The organism is Flavobacterium laiguense, assembly GCF_003097655.1.
GTDB classification, from domain to species: Bacteria; Bacteroidota; Bacteroidia; order Flavobacteriales; family Flavobacteriaceae; genus Flavobacterium; species Flavobacterium laiguense.
In genome coordinates this window covers 49,570-75,248 of the sequence record NZ_QCZH01000008.1, presented here as the reverse complement: position 1 = coordinate 75,248, position 25,679 = coordinate 49,570, and the positions used below count along the sequence as shown (strand labels likewise).

27 protein-coding genes and 1 tRNA gene are annotated in these 25,679 nt (G+C 34.1%); 12 read left to right on the top strand and 16 right to left on the bottom strand.

Annotated elements, in window-relative coordinates; all coding sequences use genetic code 11:
* Positions 1 to 102: 102 nt before the first annotated feature.
* A complete protein-coding gene (locus DB891_RS09380; protein ID WP_116762853.1) occupies positions 103 to 1,845 on the top strand; it encodes a sodium:solute symporter in 1,743 nt (580 codons plus the stop codon).
* Between the two features lie 202 nt (positions 1,846 to 2,047).
* On the opposite strand, the gene DB891_RS09375 is transcribed toward DB891_RS09380, so the two are convergent.
* From DB891_RS09375 to DB891_RS09350, 6 genes are all read right to left on the bottom strand, one after another.
* Positions 2,048 to 2,779, bottom strand: a complete 732-nt coding sequence (locus DB891_RS09375) for a hypothetical protein (RefSeq protein ID WP_116762851.1) — start codon at positions 2,777 to 2,779, stop codon at positions 2,048 to 2,050.
* Positions 2,780 to 3,153: 374 nt separating this feature from the next.
* Entirely contained in the window at positions 3,154 to 3,999 is an 846-nt protein-coding gene (locus DB891_RS09370) for a DUF2911 domain-containing protein (protein ID WP_116762849.1), read from the bottom strand.
* Between the two features lie 74 nt (positions 4,000 to 4,073).
* Positions 4,074 to 4,727, bottom strand: coding sequence for an HAD family hydrolase (locus DB891_RS09365; protein ID WP_116762847.1), 654 nt, complete (start codon positions 4,725 to 4,727; stop codon positions 4,074 to 4,076).
* A gap of 100 nt (positions 4,728 to 4,827) precedes the next feature.
* Positions 4,828 to 5,553 carry a tRNA threonylcarbamoyladenosine dehydratase gene (locus DB891_RS09360; RefSeq protein WP_116762845.1) on the bottom strand — a complete coding sequence of 242 codons (726 nt, stop codon included), beginning with the start codon at positions 5,551 to 5,553 and terminating at the stop codon, positions 4,828 to 4,830.
* Between the two features lie 23 nt (positions 5,554 to 5,576).
* A complete protein-coding gene (locus DB891_RS09355; protein WP_116762843.1) occupies positions 5,577 to 6,230 on the bottom strand; it encodes a TatD family hydrolase in 654 nt (217 codons plus the stop codon).
* Entirely contained in the window at positions 6,230 to 6,832 is a 603-nt protein-coding gene (locus DB891_RS09350) for a DUF1684 domain-containing protein (protein WP_116762841.1), read from the bottom strand. Before DB891_RS09350 ends, DB891_RS09355 begins: the two co-directional genes overlap by 1 nt.
* A 92-nt stretch (positions 6,833 to 6,924) precedes the next feature.
* On the opposite strand from DB891_RS09350, the gene DB891_RS09345 reads away from it, so the two are divergent.
* The 4 genes from DB891_RS09345 to DB891_RS09330 all read left to right on the top strand — a co-directional run bounded on the left by DB891_RS09345 (position 6,925) and on the right by DB891_RS09330 (position 10,872).
* Positions 6,925 to 8,139, top strand: coding sequence for an MDR family MFS transporter (locus tag DB891_RS09345; RefSeq protein WP_116762839.1), 1,215 nt, complete (start codon positions 6,925 to 6,927; stop codon positions 8,137 to 8,139).
* A 553-nt stretch (positions 8,140 to 8,692) separates the two neighbouring features.
* Positions 8,693 to 9,055, top strand: a complete 363-nt coding sequence (locus DB891_RS09340; protein WP_116762837.1) for a BlaI/MecI/CopY family transcriptional regulator — start codon at positions 8,693 to 8,695, stop codon at positions 9,053 to 9,055.
* Positions 9,056 to 9,063: 8 nt separating this feature from the next.
* Positions 9,064 to 10,638, top strand: coding sequence for a M56 family metallopeptidase (locus DB891_RS09335; protein ID WP_116762835.1), 1,575 nt, complete (start codon positions 9,064 to 9,066; stop codon positions 10,636 to 10,638).
* Between the two features lie 93 nt (positions 10,639 to 10,731).
* Positions 10,732 to 10,872, top strand: coding sequence for an SsrA-binding protein (locus DB891_RS09330; protein ID WP_116762833.1), 141 nt, complete (start codon positions 10,732 to 10,734; stop codon positions 10,870 to 10,872).
* Between the two features lie 81 nt (positions 10,873 to 10,953).
* Here the strand turns inward: DB891_RS09330 and DB891_RS09325 are convergent, their stop codons facing one another.
* On the bottom strand, positions 10,954 to 11,466 hold the full coding sequence (locus tag DB891_RS09325; protein WP_116762831.1) for an adenine phosphoribosyltransferase: 513 nt from the start codon (positions 11,464 to 11,466) through the stop codon (positions 10,954 to 10,956).
* 103 nt (positions 11,467 to 11,569) lie between these two features.
* Between DB891_RS09325 and DB891_RS09320 the strand changes: the two genes are divergently transcribed.
* Positions 11,570 to 11,643 (top strand) — tRNA-Arg (locus DB891_RS09320).
* A 129-nt stretch (positions 11,644 to 11,772) separates the two neighbouring features.
* Here DB891_RS09320 and DB891_RS09315 read toward each other — a convergent pair.
* From DB891_RS09315 to DB891_RS09300, 4 genes are all read right to left on the bottom strand, one after another.
* On the bottom strand, positions 11,773 to 12,645 hold the full coding sequence (locus tag DB891_RS09315) for a pirin family protein (protein WP_116762829.1): 873 nt from the start codon (positions 12,643 to 12,645) through the stop codon (positions 11,773 to 11,775).
* A 61-nt stretch (positions 12,646 to 12,706) separates the two neighbouring features.
* Positions 12,707 to 13,135 (bottom strand): nuclear transport factor 2 family protein, encoded by a 429-nt coding sequence (locus tag DB891_RS09310; protein WP_116762827.1) that lies wholly within the window; start codon positions 13,133 to 13,135, stop codon positions 12,707 to 12,709.
* Between the two features lie 39 nt (positions 13,136 to 13,174).
* Complete coding sequence (locus DB891_RS09305; protein ID WP_116762825.1) at positions 13,175 to 14,047, bottom strand: SDR family NAD(P)-dependent oxidoreductase; 873 nt, start codon at positions 14,045 to 14,047, stop codon at positions 13,175 to 13,177.
* 144 nt (positions 14,048 to 14,191) lie between these two features.
* Positions 14,192 to 14,773: a Crp/Fnr family transcriptional regulator gene (locus tag DB891_RS09300; RefSeq protein ID WP_116762823.1), complete on the bottom strand. Its 582-nt coding sequence runs from the start codon at positions 14,771 to 14,773 to the stop codon at positions 14,192 to 14,194.
* Between the two features lie 301 nt (positions 14,774 to 15,074).
* Here DB891_RS09300 and DB891_RS09295 point away from each other — a divergent pair, with 301 nt between their 5' ends.
* Positions 15,075 to 16,319, top strand: coding sequence for a TCR/Tet family MFS transporter (locus tag DB891_RS09295; RefSeq protein ID WP_116762821.1), 1,245 nt, complete (start codon positions 15,075 to 15,077; stop codon positions 16,317 to 16,319).
* A gap of 351 nt (positions 16,320 to 16,670) precedes the next feature.
* Positions 16,671 to 17,630 carry a tetratricopeptide repeat protein gene (locus tag DB891_RS09290; RefSeq protein WP_116762819.1) on the top strand — a complete coding sequence of 320 codons (960 nt, stop codon included), beginning with the start codon at positions 16,671 to 16,673 and terminating at the stop codon, positions 17,628 to 17,630.
* A gap of 403 nt (positions 17,631 to 18,033) precedes the next feature.
* On the opposite strand, the gene DB891_RS09285 is transcribed toward DB891_RS09290, so the two are convergent.
* The gene (locus tag DB891_RS09285) at positions 18,034 to 19,077 is read right to left on the bottom strand and encodes an NAD(P)-dependent alcohol dehydrogenase (RefSeq protein WP_116762817.1); all 1,044 of its coding nucleotides are present in this window, start codon (positions 19,075 to 19,077) and stop codon (positions 18,034 to 18,036) included.
* Between the two features lie 280 nt (positions 19,078 to 19,357).
* On the opposite strand from DB891_RS09285, the gene DB891_RS09280 reads away from it, so the two are divergent.
* The 4 genes from DB891_RS09280 (at position 19,358) to DB891_RS09265 (ending at position 22,878) form a co-directional block, all read left to right on the top strand.
* Positions 19,358 to 19,795 (top strand): MarR family winged helix-turn-helix transcriptional regulator, encoded by a 438-nt coding sequence (locus tag DB891_RS09280; protein ID WP_116762815.1) that lies wholly within the window; start codon positions 19,358 to 19,360, stop codon positions 19,793 to 19,795.
* A gap of 5 nt (positions 19,796 to 19,800) precedes the next feature.
* Positions 19,801 to 21,114 (top strand): serine hydrolase, encoded by a 1,314-nt coding sequence (locus tag DB891_RS09275; RefSeq protein ID WP_116762959.1) that lies wholly within the window; start codon positions 19,801 to 19,803, stop codon positions 21,112 to 21,114.
* A gap of 4 nt (positions 21,115 to 21,118) precedes the next feature.
* Positions 21,119 to 22,150: a S41 family peptidase gene (locus tag DB891_RS09270; RefSeq protein WP_116762813.1), complete on the top strand. Its 1,032-nt coding sequence runs from the start codon at positions 21,119 to 21,121 to the stop codon at positions 22,148 to 22,150.
* A gap of 158 nt (positions 22,151 to 22,308) precedes the next feature.
* Positions 22,309 to 22,878, top strand: coding sequence for a pentapeptide repeat-containing protein (locus DB891_RS09265; RefSeq protein WP_116762957.1), 570 nt, complete (start codon positions 22,309 to 22,311; stop codon positions 22,876 to 22,878).
* A 61-nt stretch (positions 22,879 to 22,939) separates the two neighbouring features.
* Here the strand turns inward: DB891_RS09265 and DB891_RS09260 are convergent, their stop codons facing one another.
* From DB891_RS09260 to miaE, 4 genes are all read right to left on the bottom strand, one after another.
* The gene (locus DB891_RS09260; protein WP_116762811.1) at positions 22,940 to 23,425 is read right to left on the bottom strand and encodes a hypothetical protein; all 486 of its coding nucleotides are present in this window, start codon (positions 23,423 to 23,425) and stop codon (positions 22,940 to 22,942) included.
* 217 nt (positions 23,426 to 23,642) lie between these two features.
* Positions 23,643 to 24,104 carry a VOC family protein gene (locus DB891_RS09255; protein WP_116762809.1) on the bottom strand — a complete coding sequence of 154 codons (462 nt, stop codon included), beginning with the start codon at positions 24,102 to 24,104 and terminating at the stop codon, positions 23,643 to 23,645.
* A 226-nt stretch (positions 24,105 to 24,330) separates the two neighbouring features.
* Complete coding sequence (locus DB891_RS09250; RefSeq protein ID WP_116762807.1) at positions 24,331 to 24,828, bottom strand: GNAT family N-acetyltransferase; 498 nt, start codon at positions 24,826 to 24,828, stop codon at positions 24,331 to 24,333.
* A 111-nt stretch (positions 24,829 to 24,939) separates the two neighbouring features.
* On the bottom strand, positions 24,940 to 25,533 hold the full coding sequence (miaE, locus tag DB891_RS09245; protein WP_116762805.1) for a tRNA-(ms[2]io[6]A)-hydroxylase: 594 nt from the start codon (positions 25,531 to 25,533) through the stop codon (positions 24,940 to 24,942).
* Between the last annotated feature and the right edge of the window lie 146 nt (positions 25,534 to 25,679).

Genomic DNA, 25,679 nt, shown 5'->3' with positions numbered 1-25,679 from the left:
AAAAAAACTAAAATTTGGTCAAAAAACTACACCCTTGTTCTTGTAGCCAATGCCGTTTTTATTATTATTTTTTATTTAATTATGCAATTATACTCTTAACCTATGCAATTATTTGATTGGATTATTCTAATAGTAACACTATTATTTATAGTAATATATGGTGCTTGGAAAACTCGAGGCAGCAAAAACGTTGAGGATTATGTCTTGGGCAATAATGAAACTCCTTGGTTTACCGTTGGGCTCTCCGTTATGGCCACACAAGCAAGTGCGATAACCTTTCTTTCCACACCGGGACAGGCCTTTCATGACGGAATGGGTTTTGTACAATTCTATTTTGGTTTACCTATTGCCATGGTCGTAATTTGCGTCACTTTTATACCAATATATCATAAATACAAAGTCTTTACTGCTTATGAATATTTAGAAAAAAGATTTGATCTTGAGACCCGTTCCCTGGCGGCCATTTTATTTTTGGTTCAAAGAGGTTTGGGAACTGGAATTACCATTTATGCTCCTTCTATCATTTTATCGGCATTGTTAGGTTGGAATATTACTTATATGAATATTATCATCGGTGTTTTGGTAATTATTTATACCTTTTCAGGGGGTACCAAAGCGGTAAATGTCACCCAAAAACAGCAAATGTTTGTGATCCTCACGGGAATGGTAATTACCTTTTTCCTAATACTGCACTATTTACCAAACGAAATGACCTTTGACAATGCCATGCATATTGCTGGAGCTAATGACAAAATGAATATCGTTAATTTCTCTTTTGATTTAAATGAAAAATATACTTTTTGGAGCGGAATCACGGGTGGTTTTTTTCTTGCCTTAGCTTATTTTGGTACCGATCAGTCTCAGGTAGGCCGCTATTTATCCGGAAAATCAGTTCGCGAAAGCCAAATGGGATTGATTATGAATGGACTTTTAAAGGTACCCATGCAATTCGGTATATTACTTACTGGAGTTATGGTTTTTGTGTTTTTCCAATTCAATGAGACGCCTTTAAACTTTAATCCAAACAATAAACAATTGGTAGAGAACTCCATCTACAAGAATGACTACCAGAATTTACAAAAGGATTTAGACAAATTATCCGAAGATGAAAAAGTAATCAATCTGTTGTATATAGACCAACTCAATCAAGATTACGACAATCCCACACTTCGAAAAGAGCTAGTCGATTTGGCACTCAAAGAAAAAGACTTAAGAGCACAAGGTCGAGAAATAATCTCAAAAGTGGATAAAAACAGTGAAACCAATGATAAAGATTATGTGTTTTTCTATTTCATCCTTCATTATTTACCCAAAGGTCTCATTGGTTTATTGCTGGCTGTAATTATTTCCGCAGCAATGTCTTCTACCGCTTCCGGACTCAACGCATTGGCTTCCACAACCGCAATTGATATTTACAAACGTAACGTAAAGGAAGGGAAAACAGCCAGACATTACCTGAATGTCACTAAATTTTTCACCCTAATGTGGGGAATTATCGCTATAGCATTTGCCTGTATTGCCACTCTTTTTGAGAATTTAATCCAATTGGTTAATATCATAGGATCTATATTTTACGGAACCGTTTTAGGTATATTTTTGGTTGGTTTTTACTTCAAAAAAGTACAGGGAAAAGCCATTTTTTATAGTGCTGTTATCAGCCAAATAACCATTATTTTAATTTATTATTTTGCCATTTTCATCTATCCTAGCGGCGAAGAAAAACTAGGCTATTTATGGTTAAATTTCATTGGGGCATTACTAACTATAGTTTTATCCTACTTATTGCAAAAGACGATTTTTAAAAATAAAAATGACAATTCTGCACCTAAAGAAATTATTGTTTAAAATCATTCGGGCGTAACCCCATTATAAAAAGAGGCCTACTAAGAAACTGCTTATTCGGCCTCTCTCTATAATGCGGTCGGGGTTCCCGATAATTATCGGGACGCGTTACTTCGGTAACTAGCTCCCATCCCTTACGCGCAATCGTTTACATAAAAAATTTTCGTTCCAAATCAATGAAACGGGATTGTAAACAGTACTCAAATTATTTAAAATGCTCATAAATTACATGTGAAATTAAATCAATTGATAAAGCCACCAAAGATGAAATAATAATGGTAATAATGGGATGTTTTTTTATTCTATCCGTAATTTTAAAATAGAGACCTTTATTAATTCTTTTTAATTCTTTTTGTGTTTCAACAATCAACGCTTCATCAACGGTGTTATTAGTAACATGGTTATTGATCAATGAATCCACACAGGAATTGCAAATTTCTGGCTTATTAGTAGAGTAAACAATGTCTTTTTTATCGGCACCATTCATGTCAAATATGCAACCTCTGGGATCATCATGAGTAAATTTAATTTCACTAAGCAATGGTATCCGATTGCCTTGACTTTTGTAAACCAAGGTTGCCGAATATAATAATCTTAACAGTAGATTATTTAACGGAATATCATTAAAAATCAAAATATCAGACATGCCGCTATAAGTAATACAAATTCTATTGTCCGAAAAGCGTCTCACAAAATAATCATCCTGCAACGGAACATTTGTTACCACAATTAGAATATCGGCATCGGCATTGGGGGGAAGTTCTTTCTCAATATTATTATCCAGAAATTCCCAATTTGGGCCATCAGAGCAACCAGCAAAATTAAGGCTATTGATCCCCGTGATTTCAAAAATGGATGAATTCCATTCTTCAATTTTTAAGATTTCAGACAAATGAGGCAAATGTCCCAAAATGCATAATTTTATTTTTACCTTCATAATGCGATGTATTCATTATCCTTATAATTGATACTTTGGATCAACAAAATTTATTTCAAAAATTTGAATATCACTACTAAATCCAACACCAAAGATATACATAAATAAACCTCACAAACTAAAAAAAATAAATTAATTTGCAAATTATAGCGATAGTTGACATAAAAACAGAATTAATTGCAAAATAAACACATTTATTTACAATTAAAAACAACGAAGTATACTTAAACTTTTAATCTTGTTTTTTATTAATAGTCAATCATATTTACAATTAATAAAAAAAATCCCGTTTCAAATATATGAAACGAGATTCTTGATATTATATGTAGAGATGCACCGCAGTGCATCTCTACGCGGTGTATATGCAAAAAAAATTATTTTTTACTCCACTCAGCAATGCTTTCTTTATTCATTTTTACATAATCTTGATTTTTAGCAATTTCTGCTGCTGCAAGAGATAGTTTAGCGGTTTCAATTGCTGCTTTTTTATCTCCCAATTTGGCTTGAATCAATGACTTTAATCGGTTATACCAATACGGTTTTTCAGTGCTCATTTCTAATGCTTTATCCACATAAGTAAGTGCTTTTACATTATCCCCATTCGATTGATAAATATATTGTGCCGCCGAAAAGTAGTCTGATGCTGTTGGTCCTGCCAAAGCTTTTTCAATGTTTGCCAATGTTGTTTTTTGGGTTGGAACTTCAAATTTCATTGAAACAGAGGAGTTTTCCCAAGCCATATCCAAATAAGCAAAATTTGCATCCAAATTGCTGACACTAATAGTAAAAGACTCAACTGCTTTTGTCAAAGCTTCTTCTTTCACGTTAGTTCTTAATACTACATTGGCTTCATTCCACGTCTCGGGAGTTCCCCAATTATTTGTAGTGGAGTAAAAAATCACTTCCCAACTTTCAATTTTAGGAATAGTATATAATGCATATTTTCCTTTTGGCAATGTCTTACCGTCAATAGTAACATCTTCGCTAAAAGAAATAGTTGTATTTTCATTGGCTCCTGTTCTCCAAACTTTTCCAAAAGGAACTAGATTTCCAAAAACGGCTCTACCTCTAGCAGCTGGTCTAGAATAAACAATCTCAACATCAGTCAAACCCACCGTTTGAAAAACGGTTGCTTTTGGACTAGCTTGAGGTGTTTTTAATTGTGCCTCAGTCATAAATGGTGCCATAATAAAAGCTACAGCGATAATGATTTTTTTCATGTTATTGTTTTATGTGTTTGTTCAAATTTACAAATTAAGAAAGCTTTGTGTGTTAATTTTTTCTTAATTCCAAATTAGTATTGTGATACTTTCTCAAAATTTAATTCATCAAAATGACTCACCACTACATCTGCTAAAGTCAAATCCTGGTCTTTTGAATGAATGCTATGGTATCCTACGCAAAGAATTCCCGCTGCTTTGGCTGCTATGACTCCATTTGTACTATCCTCAATTACAATGCAATTTTCTTTAGACGCAATAGACAAAGAAACAGCATGTTCAAAAATAGCCGGATGTGGTTTTGATTTCGGAAAATCTTCTCCACTTACAATATGTGAAAAATATTGGTGTAACCCAAAACGAGTAAAAACCCTTTCTATAGTCACTTTTGAAGCCGATGAAGCCACAATCAATTGCATCCCGTTTTGATGAAAATCTTTAATTAAATTCTCTACACCTTCCAATAACTCTAAATCTTCTTTTGTATCAAAAGCATCATTAAAGATGGATCTTTTTCTTTGAATTAAATCTTCAACTTCACGTTCCAACAGGAAATGATCTTTTAATTTCTGAAAAACATTTCTAGTAGAGAATCCCGTAAAAGAAGTATACATTTCCTCTGGAACTGCTATATTTAATTCCTCGAAGTGTTGAAAATAAGCATAACGGTGTACGGGTTCTGTATCGACAATTACACCATCCATGTCGAAAATTACGGTTTGTATCATTTTTTTTGAGTTTCTAAGGTGCTGAGTTTCTATGTCCCGATAGCTATTGGGAGAGACACTTGGTTTCTATTTCTTTATAAAAAGTCTGTTATCGATTCGTCTATAATCTATCTGTCTTTTTCAATAAATATCGAATCACCGTTTCTGCGGCATACAAGCCAAATAATCCAGGCATATAACTGTTGGTTCCGTAAAATGATTTTTTAAAATTGGATCCATCAGTCATGCGCAAGCTGGTTTCATCTTGAATTTCAGAAGAAAACACCACTTTGAGTTTATCAATTTTCACTTCTTTTAAACGTCTGCGAATCGTTTTTGCAAAAAAGCAATTTACGGTATTGGTAATATCCGTTACTTTCACTTTTGAAGCTTCCATTTTACCACCGGCTCCCATGCTACTGATGATTTTTACTCTCTTTCTTTTGGCGGCAATAATCAAATTTAGTTTTGGCGTTACACTATCAATACAATCCAAAACATAATCGAATTCTTCGGTAACAATTTCAAAAGCACGTTCTGGCGAAAGGAATTCTTGCACACGTATCAATTTCAATTCTGGATTAATGTCCATCAATCGATCTCCAACAACGGTTACTTTAGATTGCCCTACTGTAGAATGCAAGGCTGGCAACTGTCGGTTGATATTGGTTATATCCACCACATCGCCATCCACAATCGTTAGAGATCCCACTCCTGCTCTAGCCAAAAATTCGGCCGCAAAGGAGCCCACTCCACCAAGTCCTACGACCATTACGTGAGCATTTTGCAAATTCTGTAATCCTTCTTTCTTAAATAATAGTTCGGCTCTTTCTGTCCATTCTGCCATATCAATTCGTTTTAATTTTATCTTTAAAGTTGCGTTTTAAAAACCGCTGCAAAATTACTCTTTATTTGTTGTTGCAGTGCATCCATATTCCAATTTTTATATTGGGCTGCCAAGACATACACTTCTTCAATCCCTTCTTCTACAGTATCAGTTTCCAGAAAAAACCGATCATTGGGAATACTTTGAAAAACTGTTTCTAAATCTGGATTACGCAATAAATATTTTCCAAACGAAATATAAAATCCGTTATCGATGAGTTCCTTAGCCACTTGTTTGTTCTTAGAAAAACCATGAATCAACATCGGAACAGTAATTTTCAATCGCTTTCTCATGGCAATTACTTCTTGAAAAGACGCCACACAATGAATCACAACAGGTTTTTTATAATGTTGTGCTAAAAGCAATTGTCTTTCAAAAACCATTTGCTGTAACTCTAACGGAATTTCGATGCGTTTATCCAATCCACATTCGCCTAAAGCGAGACAATTTGGTTCCTGTAATTTACTTTCGATAATTTTTAAATCATCCTCAAGCCTTTGTTCATCTATATACCACGGATGAATCCCAATAGAATAAAACGGAATCGCAGCATCAAATTCCTGCGGGTATTGATTCACCAGTTCTAAAACAGTATCCTGATTCGTGAATTTGTGAGTATGTAAATTAAAAAACTGCATTAGTCGTGAAATTTCTTAACACCGGCTTTGATTTCGATATTCAAATCGTTTTCCAGTGGCACTTTTGGACACGAATATTTGTGGTTGTAAGCACAATACGGATTGTATGACAAATTAAAATCGATGACAATCATACCTGCTGTTGGAATTCTCAAATCAATATATTTCCCGCCTATGTAACTCTCTTTACCCGAAGTCAAATCCGAAAACGGCAAAAACAAATCGTCTTTGTATTCCTCTTTTTTAGAAAGTTCAATATTGCGATAAATATTTAGTTTTAATTCTTTACCCTCTAACTGAAAACGAGCTTCTCCATATTTTACATACATTGGTCTTCTTGTACCAGAAGTTGGCATCTCAAAAGGTTTTTCGTCCTCGGTTCTGATGAATTGAGCAACCACAAAGGCATTCTCATTTGCAGAGTAAAAATCCAACGACTTGAAATGAGCCAAATCTTCAGCCATAAGCGGACTTGTTTTGGCATCGGCATATTCGGAATTGAGGTCCTTTTGAAATTCTTCGACAACCGTTAGATCAAATTTTTCTTGGCCAAAGCCTACACTAATTTGTACTAAAAAAAGAAAGATTAAAAATTGCTTCATTTTAAATTTTTATACAAAAATAGTTTAAAGTTATAAAGACACAAAGATACATCGTCTCAAAAATTTTATCTTTGAAAATTCAATTTCATTTCATGCTCAAAACTGCTCTCGGTCGCTACATCAATAATTTTAAAGGATTCACACGCGAAGTTTGGATACTTGCTCTAATCACGTTTGTCAATAGAGCCGGTACGATGGTACTACCATTTTTATCCAAATACTTAAAAGAAAATTTAGGCTTTACCTATGGCGAAGTGGGATGGATTATGGTAGCCTTCGGATTGGGATCCATGTTGGGCTCTTGGCTGGGAGGTAAATTGACCGATAAAATTGGGTTTTATAAAATCATGATTTTTAGTCTTTTCACCAGTGGAATTCTGTTTTTTATCCTGCAATACATCACCACTTTTTGGGGATTATGTTTCGGAATGTTCATCATCATGGCGATTTCCGACATGTTTCGTCCCGCTATGTTCGTGTCCCTGAGCGTTTATGCCAAACCCGAAAACAGAGTCCGAGCCTTGTCCTTAGTGAGACTGGCAGTTAATTTGGGATTTACAGCAGGTCCAACACTGGGCGGATTAATCATTTTAGGAATGGGGTACCAAGGTCTATTTTGGGTTGATGGTAGCTCTTGCATTATTGCGATTTTGATTTTTGCCTTTTACATTAAAGAAAAAAAGAGAATCCCTCTTATCTCTGATGATATTGAGACAAAGACAGTTCCAAAGTCCATCTACAAAGACAAACCTTTTTGGCTGCTGCTGTTCATCAGTTTTATCACGGCCATGGTATTTTTCCAACTATTCACGACCCTGCCTTTATACCACAACGAAAAATTCGGACTAACCGAATTCCAAACCGGAATGCTCCTTTCCATCAATGGATTATTGGTATTCCTTTTAGAAATGCCTTTGGTGAGTTTCTTAGAGCGAAAAAAAGTAAATAAAGTTCGAAACATCGCCTATGGTTCCGTCTGTATTGCAGCTGGGTATTACGTTTTATTACTCGATTCCTGGGTTGGAATATTAACCATCAGTCTCATTTTACTCACCTTTGGCGAAATCTTTTCCTTCCCTTTTGCCAATGCCGTAGCCCTCAATCGAGCGCCAAAAGGACAAGAAGGACAATACATGGGTTTATACACCATGAGTTTCAGTTTGGCACATATTGCGAGTTCCAAAACTGGTCTAGAAATCATTGGCCATTATGGCTATCAAGTCAATTGGTTTGTGATGGGAAGTCTAGGAATGCTAGCCTTATTCTGTTGTATTTGGCTGAATAAAATGGTACGCATCGAACAATAATAAATCGTATTCATCCACATTTGAGCGTGCCACCATTCTGAAAAGGGGCCAAATATGCAAACCGCTTATTCGGCCCCTTTCCAGAATGCTGTCGTGCTTCCCGATAATTATCGGGACGCGCTACTTCGGTAGCTAGCTGCTATCACTCACGCGGAAAACCACAACAGTTGTATTTCAGAAGACATTTTGTGGTATTAGCTTTTTATAACTATTTAATCTTTCCAAATTCCCACATTGATTTACACCTTTTTTAATTCCCTCCAGCTAAAGCTGGAGGGAAATCAGAATACAATTCCACAATCAAAGTCATTGCGAGGAACGAAGCAAACTCACTATCAAAAGCAAATCCACCAGATTATTGGAACGGATATGCTAAATGTGATTAGCTAACGCTCTGTTCGTTTCATTCGGGTGCTTAGTTCCTCTCAATGACTTACCCTTGATTCTACAATCCTAACAAAATCAATGTAAAACTAAAAATTTAGTTAAATAACTGTACTTATAGTTCGCAAACTAGAAATATAGTTGTAAGTTTGTTTCAAATTAATTCATCATGCAAAAACTAACAAACAAAGAAGAAGAAATCATGCACATTTTATGGAAGCTCAAAAAAGCATTTGTAAAGGAAGTCATGGCCGAAATCACCGAAGATCAACCCCATTATAATACACTATCCACTATTATTCGCAATCTAGAAGAAAAAGGTTATGTGTCTTACAATGCATTTGGGAACACCCATCAGTATTATCCATTGGTTACCATTGAGGAATATCGCAAACGTTTTATGAGTACTGCTATTGATAATTACTTCAATAGTTCCTACAAAAACATGGTTTCCTTTTTTGCTAAAGAAGAAAAAATAACTGCCGAGGAACTTAGAGAAATTCTGGCCATGATCGAAACTCCAAAGAAATAAAAACAAATATGGAAACACTATTCATATATATTGCAAAATCCAACGGACTGATAGGGATGTTTTATATCGCCTATTATTTATTGCTCCGAAAAGAAACTTTTTTTACAGCCAATCGCTGGTTTCTTTTAGCGGGTTTACTAACATCCGTAATTTTGCCATGGATAGTTTTCACCACCATTGTTTGGGTAGAACCAACACCAACTAATTTAGATTGGTCAAAAATACCTATGCCAACTGGTATTCAAAAGGAGAGTTTTGAAATCAACTGGTATCTTGTTCTTGCATTTGCCTATATAATCGGAATAGCATTGTTTTTAGTCCAATTTATTTTTGACTTTTACAACCTTAATCGCGTTTTAAAAGGCAAAACCATTCAGCAACAAGCCGATCATAAATTCATCGATCTAAAAGAAAACATAGCCCCATTTTCCTATTTCAATACCATTGTTTACAACTCATCATTGTATAGCAAAGCCGAACTGGAAAGTATTCTAGAACATGAAAAAGTACACAGTGACCAATACCATACTGTAGATGTTTTGATTACCAGATTATTTTGCACCCTCTTTTGGTTTAATCCTTTCGTTTGGCTGTACAAAAAAGCCATTTTGCAAAATCTGGAATTCATCGCCGATAGTGAAGCCACCAAAAACATATCCGACAAAAAAGCGTACCAACTCACGCTTTTAAAAATAACAACACACGAAAATTGTGTTGTCCTTACCAATCATTTTTATCAATCATTAATCAAAAAACGAATCGTTATGTTAAACAAAAATCAATCAAAAAAATGGAATTCCTGGAAGTATGCTTTGATACTTCCTGTATTAGTTGCCTTTGTGTTTTTATTCCAAATGGAAGTTATTGCACAGGAGAAAGCAATAATCAAGAAAGAAATCAAAGACAATCCAACAGATCCAGAATCGGCAGATACTTATCAAATCGACAAAACCACTACCGATTCAGAATTGCAAGAGACAGCAAAAATTTTGAGTCAAAAATATGCCATTACAACTACTTTTTCTAAAATAAAAAGAAATGCTAACAATGAATTAATTAGCATCAAAATAAAACTGCAAAAAGGAAAAGAAATAGCTACCGAAATGGAAGTGAACAGTAGCGAACCCTTAGAAGATTTTGGGATAGCCATCTCTATGAATAAAAATGGAACCACAAATATTGGTATCGTTACTGATAAAGAAGAAAGTAGCAGCTCAAATGAGATCGGATATAATAGCGATGAGCCAACTCCTCCTACTCCTCCTAATTACAATAAAATACCTAATTACAACAAAATACCTGTTCCAACAGTAAAAATGCCCCTTTTGCCAAAACCTCCAAGAGTACCCTCAAACCTAAATGATGACAAATCTATGAGACTATTTGAACAGAAAATGGAAGTTTACGATAAAAAAATGGAGAAATTACAACCACAAATTGATAATTTTGAAAAAGAAATGGAAAAATATCAAACAGAAATGGAAGCTTTAAATCCCGAAATGGAAAAATTCGAAAAAGAAATGGAAAATTATGAAATTGCCATGGAGAAATACCAACAAGCTATGCAAAAATTCAATAAATAAAATCAAAATTAATTAGAAAAAAATAATTAAAGAAAGACTGTCCCTAATCAAGACAGTCTTATTTTTTGATATCTTTGAAAAAAAAATATAACTATGTTTAAAATTCTAGCTCAAATCAACAAACTTATTTTACCAAGTTTCACCAAACAAAGATTGGATTTAGCCAAATCCAAAAAATGGCAAATGGCAATTATTGGATATCGCTATTTTGTAACAACAAGAGCGCTTGGGTAAATTGCAGTTTGCAAATTTCAGTCGGCAGTAATGAGTAATCTTCCAACTTAATTCTGTTACCTGAAAACTGACATCTGAAAACTAATACGTTATTGCCGCAAAAATCTCATTTCCAGCAATCTTTTCTCTTCCGTTTAAAAAAGTAATTTCCATCAAGAAGTTGCATTGCACAATTACACCTCCCAGTCGTTCTACCAATTCACAAACCGCTTTTGCGGTTCCTCCTGTGGCTAAAACATCATCATGAATGAGAACTCTATCCCCTTTTTGAATCGCATCGATATGAATTTCAAGTGTATCAGTACCATATTCTAAATCATAAGAAGCCGATATGGTATCAAAAGGCAGTTTATTGGGTTTACGAACCGGAACAAAACCCACATTCAATTCTTGTGCCAAAAGCATCCCAAAGAAAAAACCACGACTTTCCACCCCTATTACCTTGTCTATTTTTTTGTCTTTTACAGCCGAAACCAAGATTTCTAAGCATTCTTTCCTTGCATTTGCATCAATTAACAAAGGTGTGATGTCTTTAAACACAATTCCTTCTTTCGGAAAACCCTGAATATCACGTATATACTTTTTTAAGCTCATTTTTTTTTATTTTAATGTAAATTCATGCTTGCAAGATACATATTTATTCCTATCTTTGCACCCGCAAACAGGTTGATACAAAAACAAGTTTAGCACAATAAAAGGCCTTGTGGCGCAACTGAATAGCGCACTTGATTACGGCTCAAGAGGTTACTGGTTTGAATCCAGTCAAGGTCACAAAAAAACCTAAACACTTTAAACTGTTTAGGTTTTTGCTTTTTACACCTTTTCTGCAATGTCGCCATATCAATAGAGAATCTTAAGGGTCAATCCTAAAAGATGATTACCGTAGTTAGCGGTTTGTACTTATTTAGCAACATTATAATCAATTTTTCCGTACTTTTCATTAAAAAAATCTTGATACGCATTTGCTATTTCCGCACTGCTATTCATCACAAACGGACCTTCGGCAACGATAGGTTCCGTATATTTTTCTCCACCAAAAAGTAACACATCAATTGCTGAATTTGAAGTGTTGATTATCTCGATAATTCCTGCGTTTCTGTCAAACTCCACAAACTCGCCTGCATCATGTTTTGCATCGTTAATCGTAGCTTTTTGTGTGGGTAAAAAGGCTGCAACTTCAATTTTATCGGCCATATTCACAAAAAATTGTTTTCCTGCTTCCAAATGGATATGATATAAAAATTGTTCGGTGTAATTAGGGATTTTGGAACTCAATTCTTCATAACTGCCTATAATGACTTTTATCCATCCACTTGCTGTCGGCAACATTTTTTGTGGTACTTCATTACCTTGAATAGCTAAATATTCCGGTTTTTCTGCTTTTATTTTTGACGGAAGATTGATCCAGAATTGAAACCCATGTGTGAGTTTACTATCTGTTTTTGTGTCATAACTCAAACTCTCATCGTGAATTATGCCGTTACCGGCTTTCATCCATTGCACACCACCCGAATGCACTTTGGCATAATTGCCCGCACTATCAAAATGTTCGTCTTCGCCATTTAAAACATAACTTAATGTTGCAATGCCACGGTGCGGATGTGATCCAGTTCCACCTTTATTTGCCGAGGTTTGTAATTTTGGAGCAATATGATCAAGAAACACAAACGAACCTACTGCGTCTGCATATCTATTGGGTAAAATGCGATAAATGGTCATATCTCCGATATCGGCCCTTTGCCCTTTTCCTGAAAAGCTTATTTGTTTTTTCATTTTTTTGATTGAATAAACGAAGCATTACATTTTTTTAAACGCAATTCTACGCTTGTTGGTTTTAAAACATTCCGTTGGTATTAGCTGCTGTTTTCGGGTCTGGAACTTCCTGCAATACATCCCAATGTTCTGCAATTTTTCCATTGGCATCAAACCTATAAATATCTACACCGGCAAAGCCTCTGTCGTCCTCTTCATCATTAAATATATTGATGAAATTTACATGTGCCCAAACATAGTCGCCACTGGCAATTACACGGTGAATGACTACCCGTAAGTTTTGGCGCGCTGCGGCAACTTGCCCAAAAAACTCTCCCAAAGATTTAGCGGTAGTGGGCACTATCGGATTGTGCTGAATGTAATCCGGTGTCAGATATTTTTCAACCGCGTTGGGTGCTTGTTTTTTGTTGATCATTTCATCATAAAAAGCAAGAACGGTTTCTACATTTTGTTTGCTTTGTGCATCGTTTGTGATAATTGTTGCTGTCATTTTATTTGTTTTTAAGATTAATTATTATTGAATTTGTTGTTAATTTATTTTGTCCAAGCCAAAAATTTTCATTTTCATTTGATCCAATTCCTCGTCCGATTTTTCACGAACCGCTTGAAGAATTTCTTCGGCATCTTTCCCGATAGTCGCCCTGCTTGGTGCCGGCATTTGTTCCGATATTTCTATCACTCTTTTTGCGGCTTCAACAGCTGGCAAACCGGCATTTTGCATACCGTTGAGAGCTTCCGTAAATTGGTCGAATTGTTTACCATACAATTGTCGCTCTTCTGCCGTCATTGTATCGGAAATCTGTTTCAAAAGTGCGGCCGTTTTGGCGGGGCCACCGGTAAGCATACGGCCAGGTTGTGCCATCACGAAATCAATTCCAAATGGTTTCAATTCTATCCTGAACACATCTGCAAATGCCTCCATCGTTGCTTTTGAAGCACTAGAAGGACCACTGAAAGGAAGCGGGAAACGTCCTGTCATAGAGCCGATTTGCACAATACGTCCTTTTGATTTTCTTAACAAAGGCAAAAAAGCATTGATAACCGAAAGGCTGCCAAAAACGTTTACCTCAAATTCGTGGCGGATGGCATCTAATTTTAATACTTCCATTGGTCCAGGCGTGAGTACACCCGCATTATTGATGAGCAAATCAAGCCCTTTTCCGTTGAGGGAAGCTGTTACTGCATTTTGCCAATTTTTCACCTCTTCCTCTTTGGTAATGTTGCAAATACTAAGAGTAATGTCCGCATCTGACGAAGTGGATTTAAATACTGAAATTTCTGCTTGCGAAAATGCCGTGCCAAAAACTTTGTACCCTTTTTGGGCAAAGCCCAATGCTATATCACGACCTAAACCGCTACCTGCACCGGTAATGGCTACCGATTTATTTTTTTGATTATCCATATTTCCTGCCTTTGATTTTATATTGATTTAACAATACAAAGTTGCATTAAAGGCAAGGCATAGAACGATGAGGTATGATAAGAAAAACTGTTGATAAATGTCAACAGTTATATAAGGAAAATTAAATATAAAGAAGAGGAACTATTATTTTGAAATCTGTTTTCGCACACGGCTAAGGGTTTCTTTGGTAATGCCAAGATAGGAAGCGATAATGTGTTGCGGAAAACGTTGCATAAAATCGGGGTAACTATTTGCAAAATCCCCATAGCGTTTTTCAGCCGAAAAACTAATGGAAGCGTTCAGTCTTCTTTGCATGGCAATAAAATTTCTTTCGTCCATTAGCCTTGCCATTTCAGCTATTGCCGGAACTTGGCTTAATAAATTCAATAAGTCGGCTCGTGTAATGAGCAATAACTCGCTATCTTCCCAAGCATCAATATTATAGACCGAAGGCGTAAGCATTACAAAACTTTCACGGTCTCCCACCCACCAATTTTCGATAGATAAATATACAATATGATCTATGCCCTTATCATCAACACTGTATTGTCTCATTGCTCCTTTCACGATGAAAGCAAAATATTTGCAAACATCGCCTTCTTGCAATAGGTATTGTTTCTTTCTTAATTTTTTAGGCAACAATGCAGACTTTACCAATTCAACTTCGTTGTCGGTAAGTGGTTTTGTCGCGTGTTCGTTGATGTATTTAAGAAGTAACTCGTACATTGAGCGTTTTGTTAATAACAATTGATTGCTAAGTTACATTTTTTTAGTGTAATTTAGGTTTGACAGTGTTTTTTAGGCACTCCTATAACTACTAACCGATTACTTAAATAATTACATCGCGTTCAATATCATATACTTATACCTTTTAATACACCAAACTATAACTAATAGGTCATTATCTTTTTCACTCAATTTACTTCTAAAATCTTTAATTTTTATATTAAAAGATTCCTTGACTAATTTGATCCATTTCTCTAAAAAAAAGCTATTTTCGTCGTATTAATTTTACAATAAAAAAAATATGGCTTCAACCAAAAAGGCGGCATTACGTTTTATTTTCATTACATTATTACTGGATGTTATCGGTCTAAGCATAGTTGGTCCTGTATTACCAAGATTAATTGAGCAACTTATCGATGGAACTATTAGTCAGGCTTCACAATGGAGCGGGTTGTTGCTTTTCGCTTATGCCTTTATGCAATTTATTTGCGCTCCGATAATTGGTAATTTGAGTGATAAATATGGACGAAGACCTGTTTTATTATTGTCATTATTGGGTTTTGGAATTGATTATATTTTTCTTTGGTTAGCACCAACAATATGGTGGCTATTTCTGGGTCGAATTATTGCCGGAATATTTGGAGCAAGTTTTACCACTGCTACTGCTTATATAGCAGATGTAAGCACCGATGAAAACAGAGCGAAAAATTTCGGGATGATCGGAGCTGCTTTTGGATTAGGGTATATAATTGGTCCGGTACTAGGTGGTTTATTAAGTGAATTTGGCCCAAGGGTTCCGTTTATTGCCGCTGCAATTTTAACATTTCTCAACGTTATCTATGGTTATTTTGTTTTACCCGAATCTTTATCCATAGAAAATAGACGTCCGTTTGAATGGAAAAGAGCCAATCCATTAGGTTCTTTACTACAATTAAAAAAACACAAAAGTCTTTCGGGAGGATTAATTATTACTTTTATATTACTTTACACCGCCGATCATGCCGTAATGAGTACTTGGACTTTTATTAATATTGAAAAATTTGGTTGGAGCAATGCCTTTATTGGGCTTTCATTAACCTTTGCTGGCATAATGGTTGTTATCGTTCAAGGAGGTTTGATTCGCATTATTAATCCTAAAATAGGGAATGAAAAATGCATTTTTGTTGGATTAGTTCTATATACACTAGCACTTTTATTGTTTGCTTTTGCATCTCAAAGCTGGATGATGTTTGTTTTTTTAATTCCTTATTGTTTGGGTGGCATTGCAGGACCATCACTACGATCAATTATCTCCAAAAATATACCCCAAAATGAGCAAGGGGAATTACAGGGATCTTTAACAAGTTTAATGAGTGTAACTTCTATAATTGGACCATTATTAATGACTAATTTATTTACTTGGTTTACCCGTCCGGCAGCTCTAATCCAATTTGCTGGGGCGCCTTTTTTAGCTGGCTCAGTTCTTATGATGATAAGCGTATTTATTGCTGCAAATAGCCTAAAAAGACCTTTTCTGATTAGAAAAAGTCACTATATTCCAAAATAAAAAGCATTTAATTTTAAACATAAAAGTCATGTAAGTTTAAGAAAGTTGGTTTGTCAAATTAATGATTAAAAGGAGTGACTTTACTATAATGAGCTATTGGTTTTACTTGATTTTATTCAAATTAAAAACTTATACGACTTATATGTTTTAACAATGAATCCGGCAAAATGCTATTACTGACGGTTCGCATGTAAAAAAATGTTCACTGATAGTGCTGATTTAATTCTTTATACACTATCTCCAGGAAATCGAATTAAATATTGTTGCTTTTTTTTGTTTTGAAGATCCAAAATACCAATCTTTGCCAATACAAATTACTGACCTACCTTTACTTTGTATTTAAATAAAATCATGAAAAATCGAATACTCGTTTACATCCTACTGATAAGTTCAATTCCATTCAATAGTTGGGCACAAAAAAATATCCTAAATGAAAAAAAAATAGGTGAATCTCAAACCAATTCTCCAATTCAGAGTGATCAAATTGATACACCTCCGGCAAGGAAAATAAAGTATTACCACGTTGAAGAAGTCTATGATTTGAAATCTGGTGGGCACAAAACAACCTACAACGTATCTGATCCCAAACTAATTCAAACCTATGATTTAGGACCAAATAATAAACGAATAATAACACCCGTTTATCGTGATCCAATTGTTGAAACTGTAAAAAAATCCGATCCCTCAAAGAGAATTAAAAATCCTGCTCGATTAGCAATCGCCAATACATCAAAAAAAACAGATCCATCTGACTTAGAATCAGGAGCTAAAACTATCGCAACACCTGCTCTTGCTCAAAAAGAAAAACTCGATGAAAGCGCTTTTAAATCAGACCCTTCAAATACAATTAAAAATTCTACTCAGTTAGCAATAGCAGATCCATCACGCTTAGAACCAGATGATAAAAATATCATAACACCTGCTCTTGCCCAAAAAGAAAAACTCGTTGAAAACGCTTTTAAATTAGGCTCTTCAAATACAATTAAAAATTCTGCTCAATTAGTAATCACCGATACTCCAAAAAAAGTAGATACATCTGCCTACATTGACATTATAAAAACCTATGAAGGAGTTGCTGAAAAAGGTTACGAGACTTTAGATATATTAAAAAAATTGGGCAACTCATACTTTTTCGATAACGAATTAGAAAAAGCCGAAAAATACTATACTAAATTATTTCGTAAGACAACTGATTTAGAACCTGAATATTACTATCGCTATTCTGTTGCTTTAAAATCAATAGGTCAAATTGAAAAATCCAAAGAGTTTTTTAAAAAATTCAATCAATTATCTGGCAATAGCTCTAGATAATACATTTTTATTAGCCTTATAAAAAGATATAGCATTCTCGACAACTAAAATTTTAGCCACGACCCGAGCGATAGCGAATAGGCGTAGCAATTACACGAATTACCACTATTTTTTTTAAAATAATTAATTCATGTAATTGGTTTAATTCATGGCCTACTTCTTAAAAGTTGATACAATAACTAAATTTGTCACCTAGCCCTGATGGAAACGGCATCCTTTTTATAAGGCTATTTTTCTTAGCCTTATAAAAAGATATAGTGTCCCGATAACTATCGGGAAGCAGGACTGATGTTGTTGATTAGGAAATCTTGTGCTCCTAAAATTCAATCACTAAATATTTTTCATTGACACAAAAAAACCAAACATTTTAAACTGTTTAGGATTTTACTTTTATATACCTTTCCTACAATGTTGCCATATCAATGACAAAACGATAGCGTACATCGCCTTTTACCATTCGATCGTAAGCTTCATTAATATTTTTGATGTCTATCATTTCAATATCCGAAACAATTCCGTGTTCTGCACAATAATCAAGCATTTCCTGAGTTTCCGGCAATCCGCCTATCAAAGAGCCCACAATACTTTTTCGACCGCCAATAAGACCAAAAGCATGAATCTCATACGGTTTTGGAGGAACTCCGATACAAACATGAACCCCTTTTGTTTTTAGAAGCGAAATATATAAATTCAAATCATGTGGTGCCGAAACCGTATCCAGAATAAAATCAAAATAGCCCGTCACACTTTCAAGCTGTTTTTCATCTTTGGTAACCACAAATTTATGGGCACCTAGTTTCTCGGCATCAGCTTCTTTTGAGGGTGATGTACTAAGAACGGTTACTTCGGCACCAAAAGCGACTCCAAACTTAACCGCCATGTGCCCCAAACCACCAAGACCCAAAACCGCTACTTTATGCCCTTTTCCCACTCCTAAAAATTTTAGTGGAGAATAAGTCGTGATTCCGGCACAAAGCAAAGGAGCTACTGCGGCCAAATTCAACTTATCGGATATATGCAAAACAAAATCTTCATGAACGACAATGGTATTTGAATAGCCGCCGTAAGTTGGCGTTTTTTTGTCTTGTTCCATGCTATTATAAGTGGCAGAGAATCCGTTTAAGCAAAATTGCTCTAAACCCTCCTCACAGTTTTCGCAAGTACGACAGGAATCAACCAAACAACCTGTTCCTGCAAGATCGCCTACTTTAAATTTCTTGACATGACTTCCAACTTTTACCACTTTCCCAACAATTTCATGTCCCGGAACCATCGGAAAAATACCTCCGCCCCAATCATCTTTTATCTGATGGAGGTCACTATGACATACCCCACAAAATTGAATGTCGAATTGTACATCATGTGGTCCGACTTCACGTCTTTCAAAATTCCATGGTGCCAAGTCTGACTTAGCATCCTGTACTGCAAATCCTTTTGTTGCTATCATGTTTTTTATTTTTAATAAAAATACTAAAAATAACTGACAATCAAATAATTACACTTTTAAAAACATCCACAACTATTCCGTTAGCAGTAAGCAATCTACAAAATGAGCAAAAATGAGATGCTATAAGTTATAAAAACACCTCTTTATGAATAGCGTATTTTGAAGTAAATCATTTTATTTTTGAAATTTTACTAGCCATAATTTAAATATTCTAAAAATATTTAATCTTTTCTTTAATTAATATTGATGTATCAATTATATTTGCATCAAACAAGATGACATGAGACACAATAATCCAACAGGAACGGTCCTTTATACAATTGAACAGGCAATTAAAGAATATCGAAAAATAGCACAGAAAAATATTTTACAAATTGTAAAAGACATCACCATAGACCAATGTTTAGTGCTAATTATACTTAACAACAATGCTGAAATTTCTCAAAATGAATTGGCAAATCTTGTATTTAAAGACAATGCCTCTATCACAAGAATGATAGAATTAATGGTAAAAAAAGAGTATCTAATTAGAACTATTCATCAAGAAGACAGAAGAAAATTTAATCTTGAAATAACAGAAAAAGGGATAAAAACGATTGAATTAATAGAACCTATTATTCAACTAAATAGAGAAACAGCTCTAAATGGTTTGTCATTGGAAGAAATAACGTTGCTCGATAAAACGCTCAATAAAATAATCATTAATTGCAAAAAATGATACAAATGAAACAAATTATAACTACTATACTTCTATTAATAGCTACTTTAGGTTATTCGCAAAAAGAACTTATTGGCAAACTAGAAAATTATATGGATGCACAATTTGCTATTCATAATTTTGGTGGTACTGTCCTTATTACTAAAAATGATTCTATTGTATTAAAAAAAGCTTATGGCCTTGCTGATTATGAGTGGCAGGTAAAAAACACAATAGACACCAAATTCAGTTTGGCCTCCGTTTCAAAACAATTTACAGCTGTCGCCATTTTACAACTTGCAGAAAGCAAAAAACTTTCACTTGAAGATAAACTCAATAAATATTTTTCTGATTTTCCTAATGGAGAAAAAATAACCCTAAAAATGATGTTAACTCATAATTCTGGATTACAAATGGATTATGATGAATTGTATTTATCAAAAACATCTTTAGATAAAGACGCTGTTGATAGCTATATAAAACAAAAACCCTTATTATTTGAACCTGGTTCTAGCACAGCATATAGCAATATTGGTTATTATTTACTGGGGCGTATCATTGAAAAAGTATCTAGACAATCCTATTCACACTATTTAAAAGAAAATGTATTTGACAAAGCAAAAATGAAAAATACGGGTATTAGCAATAATGATTCAATAGTTGAAAAAATAGCTAAAACGTATTATTTAAAAAACAATAAATTGATAAAGAATCCATACATCAACTGGAATTTTAACATAGGACACGATGGTGTATATGCAACAGTCGAGGATTTATATTTATGGAATAAAGCGCTGTTTAATGGTACATCCCTACTCTCAGAAGAATCTAAAAGAAAAATGTTTACATCCTATAATGAACAAAACTTTGGTTTAGGTGTTTTAATTAATCCTTTTTACAATTATAATCATCGATTAATTGCTCATGATGGCGGTTTTTTTGGAGCCATGACTTCTTTCAATAAGTTCACAGACGATAATATTTTCATAACTGTTTTATCAAATAATCAATCTCCCTCTTACCTCATTGCCTATGGTCTTGCCGGAATATGCTTTGGGAAAGATGTAGAAATTCCATACAAGCATAGTCAAATAGAAATAGACCCCGCTATTTATGATACATATATAGGTAAGTATGAAGACATCAAAATTCTAAAGAAAAACAATAAATTGTATTACTTCGATTACGAAATAGAATTAGTACCAGAATCCAAAACAAAATTTTTCCGTTCAGACAATAATGACAGAACGATTGAATTTATTAAAAACAAAAAAGGAAAAATAGGACAGCTACTGGTTTCGAAAGCCGGGGTAAAAGAAACAAAAAACAAAACCAAATAAGACAATGAAAACAATCCTTTCCTCTATAATCATTTTTATATCAACATTTTCAATCGGACAAAATACAGATATATCTAAACCAAACAGAAAAATAGTGTTAACCGAAATAGCCAATAAAATTAAAGAGTTTTATATTTTCGAGGATGTTGCCAATCAACTTTCAGTAAAATTAAAATCTCAAATAGAACTAAAAACTTTTGACAGTCTTACAGACAAAGAATTTGCAATTTCTATTTCTTCTTATTTAACTAAAAACGGAAATGATTTGCATTTTAATGTATTATACCGCCCAAGCCATGAAGAAAAACCAATTAACGAAAAAGAGTTATTAAAAAAATATGATTCCATAAACAAGCAATTCAATTATGGTTTTGAAAAAGTGGAGAGACTAGATGGCAATATAGGTTATATAGAATACACCGGATTTCCTGAAGGAAACAAATCTGCTCAACAAATTCTTGACGCTACAATGAATTTTATTTCAAATACTAATGCCTTAATTATTGATTTAAGAAACAACCAAGGTGGAGATGGCAAAATGGTTGAACTGTTTTTAAGTTACTTTTTTGATAAAAAAGCAAAATTAAGTGAAAGCTACACGAGATATGATGACAAAACAACAAAATCTTACACAATGCAAAAAGTGAATGGTAAAAAGCATTTAAATAAACCCGTATATATTCTTGTGAACAATAAGACTATCTCTGCTGCTGAAGCATTAGCATATAACTTACAACAAAATAATATTGCAAAAGTAATTGGAGCTCCAACTTATGGCGCTGCTAATTCTGTAAAACCATTTTTTATAGATAATAAATACCATTTATTTATACCTGTATCAATTGAAAAAAATGCAATAACAAATACAAATTGGGAACATAAAGGCATTGATGCCGATATAAAAATAAGCTCTGAAAAAGCGTTAATAAAAGCGCATATTACAGCACTAGAGAATCTATTGAAATCAAATACTAAAATAGAATTAACGGAAAACGAAATTAAAGAAGCGATTTCAAAATTAGAAAGACAATTATAGACAAACTTTGCCTTCTGCAGATTTAAGGCAGTTACATAGCTAAAATAAATAAAGCCTATTACTTTAAAATTTATTTGATTTCCATTCTTTTTCAGTTACAGAATTTTGTTTCTTTGCCAAAATCTATGACTGTAACTCATAAAAATCAAAACTCCTTCATGTCAGAATATTTCCTAGATGCCGAATACAATAACCACACTTATGGCGTGGATGAAGTCAATTTTAAGGAATTTGAATGTTGTACGTTTAACCGTTGCACATTTTCGGCTTGTAACTTTATGGATGTTACTTTTATCGATTGTGTCTTTAATGATTGTATTTTTAGCGAAGGTAAAATCAATCATGTTGCTTTAAGAACTGTCACGTTTAACGGATGTGAAATCAAGGATGTTAATTTTTCTATGTGCAACAAACTTATTTTTGAAGTCCGTTTTAATGATTGTGTTTTAGATTTTTCCAAATTTTATACCCTGAAAATAAAAGGAACTCCGTTTATAAATTGTAGTTTGATTGCTGTGGATTTTATGGCTACGGATTTGACCGAAGTTTTTTTTGAAAATTGTGACCTATACCGTGCCGAATTTGCCAAAGCCATAGCCAACAAAGCTAATTTTAAGAGCAGTTTCAACTACACGATTGACCCCAAAACCACCAAATTGAAGAAAGCAGTTTTTGCTTTAGAAGGTCTAAAAGGTTTGCTGTATAAACACGACATCATCGTGAAGTAATTCTATTAAAAAAAACTCCAGACAGCTAAAGAGACTAACTTAAAATACGCAATTAACATTTTCAACTGACAAACCCAATATGATTCCCTTCAGTATGCAAAATATGTTTTGCTCTCTGAATTTCTTCCTTAGAGCCATTCACTATTACCATAAATTTCCCTTCTTTGAGATGTTCATGACATTTAACGACCTTATCTTCTTTTATTCCGGCAAAAGTCAAAAGTGAAATAACCCCCCCCGCAACTATACCTAAGTCAAATCCCGCAATGATTCCTACTAGTGCGCCCGCTCCGTACAAAAAACCGAAACCAGGAATAGTAAATACTCCAATACCTGAAAGCAAACCTATTAGAGTACCTGCTCCCATACCAACTATTGCCGGAGCTTCTTTTATAGTATCTAGCGATTTGATATGAATATGGTCTTCAATTACTTCTGCCTTACCCAACAGCGAAACATTTTCCATAGAAAAACCTTGAGCACTTAACTCCTTGATGGCATTAACCGCCTTTTCGTGGGTATCATAAATTGCAATTTGTGATTCCATAATGTTATATTTTTAGGGCATTAACAACGATTACTCAATATCATACTATTCTTAGTAAAGTTATGAATTTAAGCTGCTTACACATTATTATTTAACACTTTAGAATACAAAATTTATTTATATTTTGACTAATTTTAAAGATGGTATTATCTAAGTAGAATTAATGGGGTTTGATTGTATTCTCAGGTAAGTTAGTCGATTTCTTATCCCAAGTTTTTTATTCACATAACATTTTGTCAAATCTTTTTTGCATTTCCTCAAAACTCATATCTTCTTTGTGGGTTGTTATCATCCACTTATAGCCAAATGGATCCATTACCTTCCCCACACGGTCTCCATAAAACATATCCTCGATTGCCATTACTACAGTTCCACCTGCATCAAGAGCTTTCTGAAAAACTGCATCTACATCTTCAACATACAATCCAAAAGTCATTGGGTTCCCACCAATGGTTTCAGGGCTTTTGTTCCCCCATTCTATATTTTCGTCCGCCATCATCAATAAAGACCCTTCAATTAGTATTTCTGCGTGACCGATTAGTCCATTTGGTATCAATAATCGGCCTCTTTCTGTAGCGCCAAATGCTTTTTTGTAAAATTCAATAGCTTCGCTACATCCTTTGATTGTTATGTAAGCATTTAGCGGGTACGCTCCTGGATAAATGTGTGATGTTTGCATGTGTTCTAATTTTTTAAGTGGTTATTTTTTTGTGTAGAGCAAATAAAACGCTATCTTAAACAGTGCATTAAATACGCTTATTTTTCTGTAATTCAATACATTACAATAAATAAATTTAAAAAAATAGATCGTTTACTTAAAAATTTTAATTCCCAATTTCAAAACAAAACTGCACAAAAAAACCGAAGACTATGTGCTTCGGCTTCAGTGTGTATTAAAAAGGTTATTAAAAAGGTTTCTCCATCACATAATCTTCCATCAGGTAGCCATGATCTAATTCGATATCAACTTCGCCTACAATTTGGAAACCTAATTTTTGATAGAAATGCAATGCTTTATTGGATCGATTTACATTTAAGGTAAGTGTGGTCGAATGATTTTCTTTGGCCAAATTTTCGATGAAATCAATTACTGTTTTTCCAATTCCTTTACCTTGTATTTCTGGCAAAATATAAATTTTATGAATTTTGGTTTGCGGCTTTTGATTGTAATGATGTTCATAAGACGCAAAACCCAAAGTAAGTTCTCCTTCTTTGGCTAATACAAAGCGGTGTCCTATATTGACAACACTATCCTTTAAGGCTTCATCATTATAAAAGGCTCCCAGCATATAATCCAATTGCACTTTTGGAAGGATTTCTCCATAGGCAATAGGCCAAGTTTGATGTGCAATATCGCGAATTGTTTGGTAATCGTTTGCTGTAGCGGAAACTATTGTGATCATTTTAGAAGTTAGAAATTAGAAAAAAGAGTAAAGAATAAAGAAAATAGTGATTGAAAGATATGGTTGTTCCGTTTATTTCAATGACAAAACGAATCTCTGAGCTCTTAAAAACTATCCATGAATTGTTTCGCCTTTACCGTAATTGGCAATAACAGATTCTTCGAACTCCAGCCATTCTCTCCAGCGTTTTTCGACATCGATTCCAACGCCGTATTTTCGAGCATAGGTTATAAATGTAGTGTAATGACCCGCCTCGCTTTCCATTAAATCTCTATAGAAAACAGATAACTCTTCGTCTTTAATGTTTTCAGAAAGTACTTTAAAACGCTCACAGCTTCTGGCTTCAATCATAGCCGAAAACAACAAACGTTCCACCAAACTAGAAACTCTGCTTCTATCCCCGCTTTTTTTCATGTACAAATACAATTCATTTACATAATCGTCTTTGCGCTCACGACCCAATTTCAATCCACGCTTGATGATGATGTTATGTACTTGTTCAAAATGGTCGATTTCTTCTTTGGCCAAAGCCAATAAATCCTTTACTAAATCTTGATGTTCGGAATTATTGGTAATTATGGTTATGGCGTTAGTAGCTGCTTTTTGCTCGCACCAAGCATGATCCGTTAGAATCTCTTCGATGTTTTTTTCTACAATATTTACCCATCTAGGATCGGTTGGCAATTTTAATCTTAGTACTGACATGGAAAGATTTTAGATTTTAGAATATAGATTTTAGATTGCAGAATCTTGTTATTAAATAGAAAAAGTTTAAGGTTTTCTTAAAAACGAAAAGAGTTTAAAGTTCGAACTTTTGCATAATACAAAACCTTAAACTTTAAACTCTTTAA